The 13,085-nt window shown below is 70.7% G+C and carries 7 protein-coding genes; 1 reads left to right on the top strand and 6 read right to left on the bottom strand.

Annotated features, from left to right (window positions below; genetic code table 11):
• Positions 1–130: 130 nt before the first annotated feature.
• A complete protein-coding gene (locus ACLJPX_RS01835) occupies positions 131–286 on the bottom strand; it encodes a hypothetical protein (RefSeq protein ID WP_410598404.1) in 156 nt (51 codons plus the stop codon).
• A 425-nt stretch (positions 287–711) separates the two neighbouring features.
• Between ACLJPX_RS01835 and ACLJPX_RS01830 the strand changes: the two genes are divergently transcribed.
• Positions 712–1,059, top strand: a complete 348-nt coding sequence (locus tag ACLJPX_RS01830; protein WP_410598403.1) for an ankyrin repeat domain-containing protein — start codon at positions 712–714, stop codon at positions 1,057–1,059.
• Positions 1,060–1,090: 31 nt separating this feature from the next.
• Here the strand turns inward: ACLJPX_RS01830 and ACLJPX_RS01825 are convergent, their stop codons facing one another.
• The 5 genes from ACLJPX_RS01825 to ACLJPX_RS01805 are packed head-to-tail and all read right to left on the bottom strand — an operon-like array spanning position 1,091 to position 13,041.
• A complete protein-coding gene (locus ACLJPX_RS01825; RefSeq protein ID WP_410598402.1) occupies positions 1,091–2,026 on the bottom strand; it encodes a TauD/TfdA family dioxygenase in 936 nt (311 codons plus the stop codon).
• The gene (locus ACLJPX_RS01820; protein WP_410598401.1) at positions 2,023–3,300 is read right to left on the bottom strand and encodes an ATP-grasp domain-containing protein; all 1,278 of its coding nucleotides are present in this window, start codon (positions 3,298–3,300) and stop codon (positions 2,023–2,025) included. The genes ACLJPX_RS01825 and ACLJPX_RS01820 overlap by 4 nt, the downstream gene beginning before the upstream one ends.
• A complete protein-coding gene (locus tag ACLJPX_RS01815; RefSeq protein WP_410598400.1) occupies positions 3,297–4,568 on the bottom strand; it encodes an ATP-grasp domain-containing protein in 1,272 nt (423 codons plus the stop codon). Before ACLJPX_RS01815 ends, ACLJPX_RS01820 begins: the two co-directional genes overlap by 4 nt.
• Positions 4,565–9,997 carry an amino acid adenylation domain-containing protein gene (locus tag ACLJPX_RS01810; protein ID WP_410598399.1) on the bottom strand — a complete coding sequence of 1,811 codons (5,433 nt, stop codon included), beginning with the start codon at positions 9,995–9,997 and terminating at the stop codon, positions 4,565–4,567. Before ACLJPX_RS01810 ends, ACLJPX_RS01815 begins: the two co-directional genes overlap by 4 nt.
• On the bottom strand, positions 9,994–13,041 hold the full coding sequence (locus ACLJPX_RS01805) for a non-ribosomal peptide synthetase (protein ID WP_410598398.1): 3,048 nt from the start codon (positions 13,039–13,041) through the stop codon (positions 9,994–9,996). The genes ACLJPX_RS01810 and ACLJPX_RS01805 overlap by 4 nt, the downstream gene beginning before the upstream one ends.
• Positions 13,042–13,085 lie beyond the last annotated feature (44 nt).

The following is a 13,085-nucleotide window of genomic DNA, read 5'->3' as shown; positions in this document are numbered from 1 at the left end:
CAACGGTCGCGGGATCCTCGAATCGCTTCGACACGATCCCAGCTTTGCCGGGCAGCGGTGCCTCAGCCAGGCCGGAAGCGATAGATGAGGATCCTTAGCTATTGACCACCAGCGGCTCGACCACGCTGAGTCAGAGGTTGATGGCCAGCCACAGCGCCAGCCAAGCGAGCAAGGCGACCACCCCGCCCGCCCCGACGGCCAGGAGAACACGCCTGATCCAGAGTGATTCGTCCACGGCCCCGGTCATCGCCGCTTCGGCCGTCGATACCCCGACTTCATCGCCCATGAGCAGGAAGTACCTCGGATCGTCCGGTTCAAACCCTCTGGTTTCCGCTGCTCGAGGTCAGCAGTCGGATGGCGGTAAGGGCGGCGGAGTCGTCCTGCTCTGCCGCTGACGAGCGAAGTACTCGTTGTTGCGCTGTCGCCAGTACTCGACCGTCTGACTCTCATTGTCCCCGCCTGAGTCGTTAACGCCCCGGGGGTTGGATCGTCTCGATGTCCTCTTCCAGAGGCGAATCCGAGGCACTCGGCGTGGCTTTCGCAGCGTCATGATTCAGTACAGCAGACAGTCACTCGACGGGTCATCGGCCAGACAGGTCTCGCTCGCACGGTGCCTGCGCTGGAACCTGGCGACGACGCGTTCCAGCGGACCAATCCACACCGGTCACCGTGCCGGGCGACAAACCAGCATCGATCTTGCAGAGGAAGACCATGTCCTGGACGCCAGCTCACCACGCCGTCGAACTCGAAGACCTGCCCCGGCTCCGAGACCTCCTCGATGCCGGTCACGACATCGAGGACGACAACGGCGACGGCTTGACCCTTCTGCGTCACGCGATCGACGTCGAATACGACGGTCACGTCCAGACCGGCATACCGCTGCACGCCGACACCACAGCGTTCCTGCTTGCTCGCGGCGCCAACCCGCTCCGGCGCCGCAACGGCATCCCGGTCGTCGAGGAGGCAGAGATCCGAGGGCACTGGCTCGCCGCCGAAATCATGCGCAGCTGGATCAACCGAGGCCACCAGCGTCCCCAGGCTCACCGGACAATGGGCTAAACGAGTCCGAGGTCGTCGAGCTCGAGCCGGGTCACGTCATCGCGACCAGGGTCCGCCGCTTGCCCGTGAACGGCTCGCGACCGTGGGCCATCAGCATGTTGTTGATCACCATGATGTCGCCCGGTTGCCACGGGAACGCGTAGCTGACCTCGTCGTAGGTCGCCTTGATCGTGCTCAGGTCCGCCTGCGGGATCGGCGAGCCGTCGGCGAAGGACGCGTTGCGGGGCAGGTCCTCCTCGGGGTACAGGTCCAGCAGCGCCTCGCTGACCTCCTCCCCCAGGCTCGAGACGTGGAACAGGTTGGCCTGGTTGAACCACACCGTCGCGCCGGTGTGCGGTTCCGTGACGAAGGACGGACGCACGTGCCGCGTGCGCAGGCCCTCGTCGGTCCACTCGTAGGTCTGCCCGTTGCCGGTGCAGTAGTCCTCCACCGCCTGGCGGTCGTCGGTCTGGAACGCCTCCTGCCAGGTCAGCCCGAGACCTTCGCGGAACGCCCGCGTGTAGGTGACGCCGCCCGCGAACCGCTCGCGCAGGTCCGCAGGCAGCAGGCGGTACATCGCCCGGCTGTCCGCGATCGGCGTCGCGCCGCCGGTTTCGGCCGCCGTGTCGCACAGGAAGAACAGGCGGTCCGGCCAGTTCGCCGAGTAGGAGTTCTCATTGTGCATCGGGATCGACTCGCCCGGCGGGTACTCCGTCGAGGTGTAGATGTTGCCCGAGACCGCCGACCGCGGCGTCGACCGTTCCGTGTAGGTCAGCAGCGAACCGCCGATCTCCTCGGTGACCTGGTTGAACACCGCCAGGTCGGCAGGCATCCCGCGCAGCAGGATCGCGCCGTCCTCGCGCAGCCGGTCCTGCAGCACTTCGCGGTGCGCGCGCACCCAGTCCAGGCCTGTGGCCGCGTACACGGTGAGCTTCGTGTGGTCGTTCCCCTCGATGTGACCGAGGTTCGCCGCGAGTTCGGCGGTCATGACTCCTCCAGTTCGAATCGGATCAGCTTGGCGGCCTCGGCGTGCAGCGCGGCGAGGTCTTCGGTGTCGGCGAACCCCGCGGCGAGCACGTTCACCGCGTAGATCTCCTGGTCGTCGGTGAGCAGTTGGCCGGGGCGCACGATCGTGACGACCTCCAGGACCTCGGGCAGGTCGGCGACCTCGTCGGTGCCCTCGACGCGGACCAGCCGCCCGGTGCCCTCGGCGTAGAAGATCAGGTAGCCCACCGGCACCGGCAGCCCCGCACCTCGCGCGGGCGGTGGCGTGCCCAGTGCCAGCGAAACGGCCTCGGCGATGACGTCGATGCCGGTCGCGAGCTTCAGCAGCACCGGCTGGGCGCCGCCCGCCGGGCGGCCCGCGTTCACCTCGACGATCGCCGGGCCCAGTTCGGCGTCGTCGATCAGCTCCACGTGCGCGCAGGTGTTGTCCAGGCCCAGTGCGAGCGCGGCGGCCGTCGCCGCCGCGAACAGCCGTTCACTGTCCTCATCGGACAGTTCGAGCGGCGGGCAGACCATGCCCAGCTCGAACTTGCGCTCGTCGATCAGCGGCTTCTCCACCACGGCCACCGGCTCCGCGACGCCGTCGCGCACCAGGACGTCGACCGCGTACTCCGGGCCGCACAGCAGGCCTTCCACGAGGAACACCTTCACCGGGTCGATCGGCGACGGCCCGCCACCGATGAGCCGGTGGTACCGGGCGTCCTCCGACAGCGGCAACCGCTCGGCCAGCAGCCGGTACGCCGCCACCAGTTCGTCCACAGTGGACACCGTGCGCACGAGATTGCTCGCCGCGCCGTTGACCGGCTTGACGATCGCCGGGAGCCCGACCGCCGATGCCACCGACGCCGCCTCGGACTCGGCGGAGATCAGGGCACAGCGCGGCCCTGGCAACCCGGCCGCGGCCAGCGCCTGCCGGACCGCGAACTTGTTGTGCGTCACGGTGAACACCGACGCCGGGCAGCGTGCCACGCCGAGCAGCTCGGCCGCGCGGGCGACGTTCGCGATGATCCCCTCGGCGGCGGTCACCACCCCGGCCGGACTCGCGGTCCGCGCCCGGATCGCCTCGGCCACGGATTCGGCGTCACGGACGTCGTCGACGACGACGAAGCCGTCCACCAGTTCCGTCAGCTGTGCCTGCTCGGCCGGTTCCAGAGGCTGGGTGACCAGCTCGACCCCCAGCCCGGTCGCGCGCACGGCCGCCACGACGTCGGCGATCCACTGCCCGGCGGTCTCCCGGACCACGAACACGGTGTTCACACGTCCTCCAGTTCCAGCTGGACGAGCTTGCTCGCCTCCGCGTGCAGGGCGGCGAGGTCGTCGTGATCGGCGAACCCCGCCACGACGAGGTTGACCGCGTAGGTCTCCTGCTCGTCGGTGAGTATCTGGCCCGGCGAGACGGTGGTGACGACGTCGATCACCTCGGGCAACTCGGCGATCTCGTCGAGTCCGCCGATCCCGGTCAACCGGCCCGAACCGGCGGCGTAGAGGATCAGCATGCCCAGCGGGATCGGCAGTTTCGCGGGTTCCCGTACCGGCGGCGGAGCGCCCACCGCGAGCGCCGCCAGCTCGGCGAACACGTCGATGCCGGTGCGCAGCTTCGCCAGCAGCGGCATGATCGACCCGGCAGGCCTGCCCGCGTTGACCTCGACGATCGTCGGACCGCGGTCGACGTCGTCGATCAGCTCGACGTGGGCGCAGGTGTTGTCGAGCCCCAGCGCGCGGACCGCGGCGACCGCCGCCGCGGTGACCAGTCCGGCCCGGTCTCCGGTGAGCCCGGCGGGCGGGCACGACAGCGCCAGCTCGAACTTCCGCTCGTCGATCAGCGGCTTGTCGAGGATCTCGACCGGCTCGGCCACTCCATCGCGGACCAGCACGTCCACCGCGTACTCCGGGCCACGCAGGAACCCTTCGACGAGGAACGACCTCGAAGGGTTCAGTGTCCCCAGTGGACGGTGGTAGCGCGGATCCGCGGACGCGGGCAGTCGCGCGGCCAGCAGCTCGTACGCGGCCGCGAGTTCGTCCACAGTGGACACCACGCGGACGAGGTTGCTGCCCGCCCCGTTGACCGGCTTGACGATCGCCGGGAGCCCGACCGCCGAAGCCACCGACGCCGCCTCGGCGGCCGACGAGATCAAGGCGTGAGCAGGCCCGGGCAGCCCCGCCGCGGCGAGGGCCTCCCGGACGGCGAACTTGTTCGCGCACAAGGCGAACACCGACGCCGGGCAGCGCGCCACGCCGAGCAGCTCCGCGGCGCGGGCGGTGCTCGCGATGGCGCCGTCCGAACCGGTGAAGATGCCGGCCAGCGCGCCGCCGTCGATCTCCCGGACCTTCGCCGCGACGGCTTCCGGGTCGTGGACGTCGTCGAGCGCGACGACGTCGTCCACCACGCCGGCCAGCGCGGCCCGCTCGGCCGCGTCCATCGGCGGGGCGAGCAGCACCACCCGGTGCCCGGCCGCCCGCATCGCTGGCGCGACCTCGCCGACCCAGTGCCCGCGGGCCTCCCTGACCAGCACCGCCGTGCTCACGCGGCCTCCTTCCCTGCGAGCTTGCGCTCCCGTTCCTGCGCCCCGACCAGGTCGTCGGGCAGCGAATCGGGCACCTCGGTGTCGAACCGGCGCAGCAGCCGCAGCGAGAACCCGCCCACGTTGATCAGCAGGAGGATCAGCGCGAAGACGACATAAGCGAGCCCGATACCCCGTGTTTCGCCGGTGCCGAGCACGGAACCGACCGACCCGGTCAGTGCGCCGCCCGGCGCCAGCAGCGGCGAGAACCAGCCGACGGCCAGCGGCGCCAGCACGGCGAACCCGATCGGCAGCGTCGACCACGTGATCGTCTGGTTGATCGCGAACACCCGGCCGTGGAACCGCTGCGGCACCTTGACCTGCACCAGTGTCGCGTAGATGCCCTGGGACACGGCCATCGCGGCGGCCAGGAGGAACACCCCGGCCGCGACGACGATCAGCGACGGCCGCAGGCCCATCACCAGGCTGCCGAGCGCGATCCCGACGTTGCCGGCGAGCACGCCGACCATCCGCCGGTGCCGCGGACCGCCCCACAGGGCCATCCCGATCCCGCCCGCCACCGCGCCGAGGGCCTCGGCCAGCGCCACCTGCGCGACGTCGGTGACCGAGCCGAACGACAGCACGAGCGGCGAGACCAGCACCAGCGCGGGTGCGAGGAAGACGTTCGCCAGCGCGAAGTACAGCAGCATCGTGCGGAAGCCGCGGTGGTTCCACGAGTACCGCAGCCCGCCCGCGATCGCCGTCAGCAGCGGCTCGCGCGGGCGCCAGCCCAGCAGATCCGGGAACCGCACCAACAGCAGGCCCACGATCGCGAACGCGTAGCTCACCATGTCCAGGATCAGGATCCCGGACAGCTGGATCGCCGCCAGCAGCCCGGCCGCGAGCACCGGCATCAGCAGCTGGGCGAAACCGGTGGACAGCTGCGCGAGGCCCATCGCGTGACCGAGATACTGCTTCGGCACCAGCTGCGCCACCGAAGACTGATAGGCGATGCGCTGGAACGAAGAGGCCACCGACCCGAGCGGGATCAGCACGTAGAACAGCCACAGCTGGACGTGCCCGGTGATCAGCAGCAACGCCAGGACCAGCTGGATCCCGCCGGCGACACTGCTGGCCGCGATCATGATCCGCCGCCGGTCGCCGCGGTCGACCAGGGCTCCGGCCACCGGCAGGACGAGCACGCCGAACAGCAGCGCGAGCGCCCACAGCAGGCCGAGGTCGGCGACGGAGCCCGTGCGGGTGTAGAGCCAGATCGGCACCGCGAACGACGTCAGCGCCGAGCCGGTCGAGGACACCAGCTGCCCGACCGTGATCGTGAGGAACCGGGCCATGCTCGGCCGCACCGTGGGTTTGTCGTCCACCTCCGCCCGATGGGTCTCGTGCACCGCCCAGGCCGCGTCCTCGCCGCGGGCCCGGACGTCGAGCTCGCCGGGATCGTCCAGCGCCGGGTGCACGCGCGTGACGATCTCCGCGAGTTCTTCGGCCCGGTAGCGCAGGAAGAAGTGCCCGGCCCGGTCGAGCACCACGAGCGCGGTGGTGTCGGTGAGGAACTCCCACTCCTGGTACCGCTCGGTGTAGTAGTCGGTGACCGGGTCCTCGGAACCGACCACCGACACGATCGGCGCGCGCAGCTTGGCCACGCGGGCGTCGAGCAGGCCGCTGAAGTACTCCTCGGCAGCACGGCTGTCGGCGCGCATGTTCGTGATGATCCGGTCGGCCTGCGCCGGGTCGAGGTCGTCGGTGTCGACGCCCATGCCCTTGAGCCAGTTCGAGTAGTACCGGTTGCTGCGCAGCTTCTCCAGCCGGGTGCGCAGCGTGCCCACCGGCCCCTTCATCCGGGCGAACGGGAAGATCGCGCCGATGTAGACGACCTCCAGTTCGCGGCCGCGCTCTTCGAGCAGCCGGGCGACACCGACGGCGAGCGCGTTGCCGACACCACAGTGACCGTAGATGGCCAGCGGACCGTCGACACGGTCGAGGATCTCGTCGGCCAGCCGCTCGACCAGATCGTCGAAGGGCAGGGCCTCCTCGGTCAGTCCGACGTCGTGGCCGGGGATGGCGACCGAGTAGAGCGAGTGGCCCTCCGGGAGCGCGTCGGCCAGCGGTTGGTAGACGATCGCGCTGCCGCCGCCATAGGGGAAGCAGACATAGGTCAGCGTCCGCTGCGCCGTCGGCTTGGTCAGCTCGTACAGCAGGTGGCGCGGCCGGTCGGCGGTGTCACCGTCCATGAAGGACGCCAGCTCGCGGATCGTGCGGTGCTGGAACAGGTCCATGACGCCGACCTGACCGGCGTCCGCCTTGCCGATCCGCGCCACCACCTGGGTGGCCAGCATCGAGTGACCGCCGAGGTCGAAGAAATCGTCGTCGACGCCCAGTTCGTCCACCTTGAGCACGTCCCGCCAGATCCCGGCCAGCAGGATCTCGACCGGGGTCGACGGGGCGACCAGTTCCTTGGTCGCGTCCCGGGACGCGACCGGAGCGGGCAGTGCCTTGCGGTCGAGCTTGCCGTTCGGGGTGAGCGGCAGCTCGCCGAGCGGGACGAACGACGGGGGCACCATGTAGTCCGGGAGGCTCTGCTTGAGCGCCGTCCGCAGCGCGGCGGGCTCGACGTCACCGACGACGTACCCGACCAGCCGCTTGTCCCCCGGTGTGTCCTCGCGGACGATCACGGCGGCGTCGCGCACACCCGGCTGGGCGCGCAAGGTCGTCTCGATCTCCCCCAGCTCGATGCGCAGGCCGCGCAGCTTGACCTGGTGGTCGATCCGGCCGAGGAACGCGATCGTCCCGTCCGGGCGCCAGTGCGCGAGATCCCCGGTGCGGTACATCCGTCCACTGTGGAACGGGTCGGGCACGAACCGCTCGGCCGTGAGCTCCGTGCGGTTGTGGTACCCGAGGGCGAGGCCGACCCCGGCGATGTGCAGTTCGCCGGGCACGCCGACCGGGCAGGGCCGCCCCGAGCTGTCGAGGACGTAGATCCGGATGTTCTGGATCGGCGCCCCGATCGGCACCGACGCGACCTCGGCGAGCGCGGCGGGCGTGCAGTGCCAGGCGGTGACGTCGATGGCGGCTTCGGTCGGGCCGTAGAGGTTGTGCAGCTCGCAGTCCGGCAGCCGCCGGGTGAACTCGCGGGCGGCGTCGAGCGGCAGTTCCTCGCCGCTGCACACGACTCGCCGCAGCGCCGTGCAGCTCTCGACGCCTTGCTCGGCCAAGAAAAGCGTGAGCATCGACGGCACGAAGTGCGCGGTGGTGATGCCTTCGGACGCGAGCAGTTCACGCAGGTACGCGGCGTCCTTGTGGCCCCCGGGTTCGGCGAGCACGAGCCGCGCACCGGTGATCAGCGGCCAGAAGAACTCCCAGACCGACACGTCGAAACCGGCCGGGGTCTTCTGCAGCACCGAATCCGTGCCGTCGAGGCGGTACGCGCGCTGCATCCAGTCGAGCCGGTTGACGATGCCGCGGTGACCGTTGGGCACGCCTTTCGGCTGGCCGGTCGAGCCCGAGGTGTAGATGACGTACGCCGGATCTTCCGGTCCGGCGAGCGGCTCGGGCGGGGTGCCCGGCTGCTCCGCCGTCTCGGCAGGGTCGTCTAGCACTATGACGGTCGCGTCGCCCGGCGGCAGCGTTTCGCGTAATGCCGACTGCGTCACCACGACGGGTGCGGCCGCGTCCCGCAGCATGAACGCCAGCCGGTCGGCCGGGTACTCCGGGTCGAGCGGGACGTACGCGCCACCGGCCTTCAGCACGCCGAGGAGTGCGACGACCAGCTCGAACGACCGCTCCGCGAACACCCCGGTGAGCACGCCCGGTCCGACGCCGAGGCCACGCAGCCGGTGCGCGAGCCGGTTGGCCCGCTCGTCCAGCTCGCGGTAGGTCAGCGACGCGCCGCGGAAGGTCACCGCGGGCGCGTCCGGCGTCCGGGCGGCCTGCTCCTCGACGAGCGCGTGCAGCGTGGTCTGCGGGAACTCGGCCGTCGTGGCGTTCCAGCGCTCCAGGACGAGTTCACGCTGCCCGGCGTCGAGAATGTCCAATTCGGACAGTCTCCGGTCCGGATCGGCGACGATCGAGCGCAGCAGCGTGACCAGCCGCCCGGCCATCCCTTCGATGGTGTCCGTGGTGAACAGCGCCGTGTTGTGCACGAACTTGCCGATCAGCCCGCTCTCGATCTCGATCGCGTGGAACTCGAAGTCGAACCGGGTCGCGGGCAGGTCCATCGGCAGCCAGCGGAAGTCCACAGCGGACTGCCCGGCCGCACCCATCCGGCCCATCTCGTAGTTCTGCAGTACGAACATCGCCTGGAACACCGGCGAACGGCTCACGTCGCGGGGCACGCCGAGCGCGTTCACCAGCCGCTCGAACGGGACGTCGGCGTGGTCGAACGCGTCCAGCACGTGCCGCCGGGTGCGGTCGAGCAGCTCGACGAACGTCGGGTCACCCTCCAGCTGGGCCCGCAGGGGCAGCATGTTGATGAACATGCCTGCCACGCCCTCGAGCTCGGGCAGGCCGCGCCCGGCCGACGACGAGCCGATCGCGAAGTCGTCCTGGCCCGAGTACCGCGCCAGCAGCACCTGGTAGGCGGCCAGCAAGGTCATGAAAAGCGTGACACCGTGCCCGCGGCTCAGCTCGCCGAGAGCCCGGGCGAGTTCGCGCTCGACGAAGAACTCGTGGATCGCGCCGTCGAAGCTCTGTTTGGCGGGCCGGGGCCGGTCGGTGGGCAGCTCCAGGGGCTCGACCCCGGCGAGCTGTGCCCGCCAGTGCTCCAGCTGCCGGTCGAGTTCGTCACCGGTGAGCGTGCGGCGCTGCCAATGCGCGAAGTCGCCGTACCCGATGCTCAGCGCGGGCAGCTCGGCCGTGCCGCCTGAGCTCAGGGCGTGGTACTGCGCGGCGAGGTCACGCAGTAGCAGGTCGACCGACCAGCCGTCGCCCACGATGTGGTGCGTGCACAGGACCAGCAGGTGCTCCTCGTCGGACACCCGGGCCAGGGTCGCGCGCAGCAGCGGGCCCGTGGCCAGGTCGAACGTCTCGGCCGCGGCGGCGTCGACGGCGGCGCGGGCCGCCTCCTCGCTTCCGGCATCCACTATGGACAGTCCGACCGTGACCGAGGGTTCGATGTGGACGGTCGGCTGTCCGTCGTCGCCTGCCGGGAAGCGCATCCGCAGCGCCTCGTGCCGCACCGGCAGGGTGTCCAAAGCGGACTGAAGCGCGGTGACGTCGAGCCGTCCGGTCAGCCGGATCGGCACCGGAATGTGGTAGGACCCGGTGCCCGGTGCGAACTGCTCCATGAACCAGACGCGTTCCTGCTGGTAGGACAGCGGGACGACGGCGTCGCCGGGGCGCGGCGTGATGGTCGCGGCAGGCTCCGTGCGCCGTCGCAGCCGTCGTTCGAGCAGGGCGCGGCGCGCGGCCGCGCCACTGGTTTCGTCGATCGTGGTCATGAGAGCTCACCTTCGGCCAGCTGACGCTGGACCTCTTCGTCACTGAGCTGGTCGAGGTCCTCGGCGAGCCGCCGCTCGATCTCGGCGGCGAGTTCGGCGACGGTGGTGAAGGAGAACAGTCCCCGCACCGGAATGTCGACTTCGAGCTGCTTGCGGAGCCGGGACATCGCGCGGATCGCCAGCAGCGAGTTGCCGCCGCGGGCGAAGAAGTCGTCGTGCACGCCGAGGTCACCGATGTCGAGCAGCTCGCCGAGCACCTCGGTGACGAGTTCTTCGGCCGCGGTCCGGGGTGCGACGTACGCCGCCGCCTCACCGGGATCGGGATCCGGCAGCGCGGCCCGGTCGAGCTTGCCGCTGGCCGCCATCGGCAGCACGTCGAGCGTCACGAACCGGGTCGGCACCAGGTACTCCGGCAACGTCTTGCGCAGAGTCTCGGCCGCTCCCTCGGAGCTGCCGACGACATAGCCGACGAGCGTGTCGCCGCGCACCGCCACCGCCGCGTCCCGCACCTCCGGCAGCTCGCGCAGCGCAGCTTCGACCTCGCCGGGCTCGATGCGGTAGCCGCGCAGTTTCACCTGCTCGTCGATGCGGCCGAGGTAATCGAGCGTGCCGTCGCGGCGCCAGCGGACGAGGTCGCCGGTCGCGTACATGCGGCCGGACGGACCCTCGGTGAACTTTTCGGCGGTCAGGTCCGGCAGCCCGAGGTAGCCGCGGGCGAGCTGCGGCCCGGCGACGAACAGCTCGCCCGGGACACCCGGCGGCACCGGCTGCCGCCGCTCGTCGAGGACGTACACGCGGGTACCAGGCACCGGACGGCCGATCAGGACGGGTCCCGACGGCAGCTCGTCCCCGGGTTCGATCCGGTGCACGACACAGCCGACCGTGGCCTCGGTCGGGCCGTACTCGTTGACGACGAGCGTGCCTGGGTGCCGCTCCCGCCACGGCTGAACGGCTTCCGCGGTCAGCGCTTCGCCACCGAGCACCAATTCACCCGTCGGGAACAGCTCCTCGGCGAGGACGGCGAGGTGTGTCGGGGTCGCCTTGACGAACGTCGGCCTGCCGCCGTCGACCACCGCGCCCCCGGCGGTGAGGGTGCCGAGCAGCGTCGTCACGGTGAGGTCGAACGACGGCGACGTGTGCAGCAGCGCCCGTCCGGCCAGACCGGGGTACGCCTCACGCGCCCACGCCAGGTACGTGTCGACGGCCCGGTGCTCGACCTCGACGCCCTTGGGCCGCCCGGTCGAGCCCGACGTGTAGATCACGTAGGCGACGTCGCCCGGCCCGGCCGCCGGTTCCGGGTTCCCGGTGGCCGCGGTGGACCACTCGGCCGGGTCGTCCAGCGCCAGCGTCTTGGTATCCAAAGTGGACTCCCCGGCGACCAGCACGACCGGGACACCCGCGTCGGCGAGGATCAGCGCCTGCCGCGGGGCCGGGTTGGCCGGGTCGAGCGGGACGTAGGCCGCGCCGCTCTTCAGCACCCCGAGCAGACCGGTCAGCAGGTCCGCCGAGTTCGGCACGCACACCCCGACGACGGTGCCGGAACCGGCGCCCAGCTCGCGCAACCGGTGTGCGACGCGGTTGGCCCGCTCGTTCAGCTCGGCGTAGGTCAGCCGAACCCCGCCGAAGTCGACGGCGGGTGCGTCCGGGGTCCGCCGCACCTGGTCCTCGAACCGGGCGGGCACGGTCGTGGCGTCCGAATTAGACACTGTGGACGGTTCCGTCGTGTTCCACTCGGTCAGGACCAGCTCACGCTCGACCTCCGAAAGCAGCGACAGGTCCGCGATCGACTGTGCCGGATCGGCCAGCGCCGAAGTCAGCAGCCGCAGGTACCGCTCGGCCACGGCTTCGGCGGTCTCGCGGTCGAACAGGTCGGTGCGGTAGACGAGCCTGCCGTCCACGGCGGTCAGGTCGATCGCGATGTCGTCCTTCGCGGTGGCCGAGCGGACCGGCTCCAGCCCCGAGTCGGGCAGGAAGTTGAACCCGAGCTGGTACAGCGTCTGCACGCCGGGGTCGCGCTCGGCCCCGGCCGCCTCGGCGACCACCTGGAACGGCACCTGGCTGTGGTCGATCGCCTCCAGCAGCGTGATCCGGACCCGGCCGACCAGTTCGGTGAACGCGGGCGCGCCCGAACAGTCGACGCGTACGGCCATCTGGTTGACGAACATGCCGATCAGGTCGGCCAGCTCCGGCAGGTCGCGGCCGGCGACCGGGACGCCGACGACGACGTCGTCCACTCGGGACAATCGTGCCACGAGTGCCGCGTAGCCGGCCAGCAGCACCATGAACGGCGACGCCGAGAGCTCCCGGCTCAGCTCGCCGACCCGGTTGATCAGTCCGTCCGGGAGGGCGAAGTCCACCTGGTCACCGGCGAACGTCAGCTCCGACGGCCGCGGCCGGTCGGTGGGCAGGCCGTGTACCGGCGGCAGCCCGGCGAGCTGCGTCCGCCAGTAGTCCAGCTGTTCGCGGGAGGTTTCGAGCTGCCCGCGCTGCCAGGCCGAGTAGTCCGGGTACTGGATGGCCAGCTCGGGCAGCTTCGGCTCGCGGCCCTCGAAGACGGCGTCGCACGCCTCGCTCAGCTCCGCCTCCAGCACCAGCACCGAGCGGGCGTCGAACACGGTGTGGTGCACGACGAACGTGAGGACCCACTCGTCGTCGGCCATCCGGCACACCTGTGCCCGCCACGGCGGCGGCGAGTCGAGCGGGATGGCGCCGCGTACGACAGTGCCGACGAGTTCGGCGAGCCGGTCACCGCGAGTCTCGGCGGGCAGGTCCCGCAGGTCGTGTACTTCGGGCTCGATCGGCACCTCGGTGTGCACCACCTGCATGAGCGCGCCGCCGTCCATGCGGAACGACGTGCGCAGCGCCTCGTGCCGCCCGACGACGACGCTGAGCGCGGTGCGCCACTGCGCGGCGGTCAGCGGGCGATCCAGCCGGGCCCGGCAATGCAGGTTGTACACCGGGGACGCCGGGTCGAGCTGGCCGGACAGCCAGATCCGTTCCTGGCCGAACGAGGCCGGGAACGTCCATTCCTTCGTGTCGCTCATGATTTCCTGTTCTGGGGTAAGTCAAGGAGGCGTGGGGGTCGTGA

Source organism: Amycolatopsis sp. lyj-90, from assembly GCF_046549035.1.
Lineage (GTDB): Bacteria > Actinomycetota > Actinomycetes > Mycobacteriales > Pseudonocardiaceae > Amycolatopsis.
This window is presented reverse-complemented; position numbering and strand designations above follow the sequence as displayed.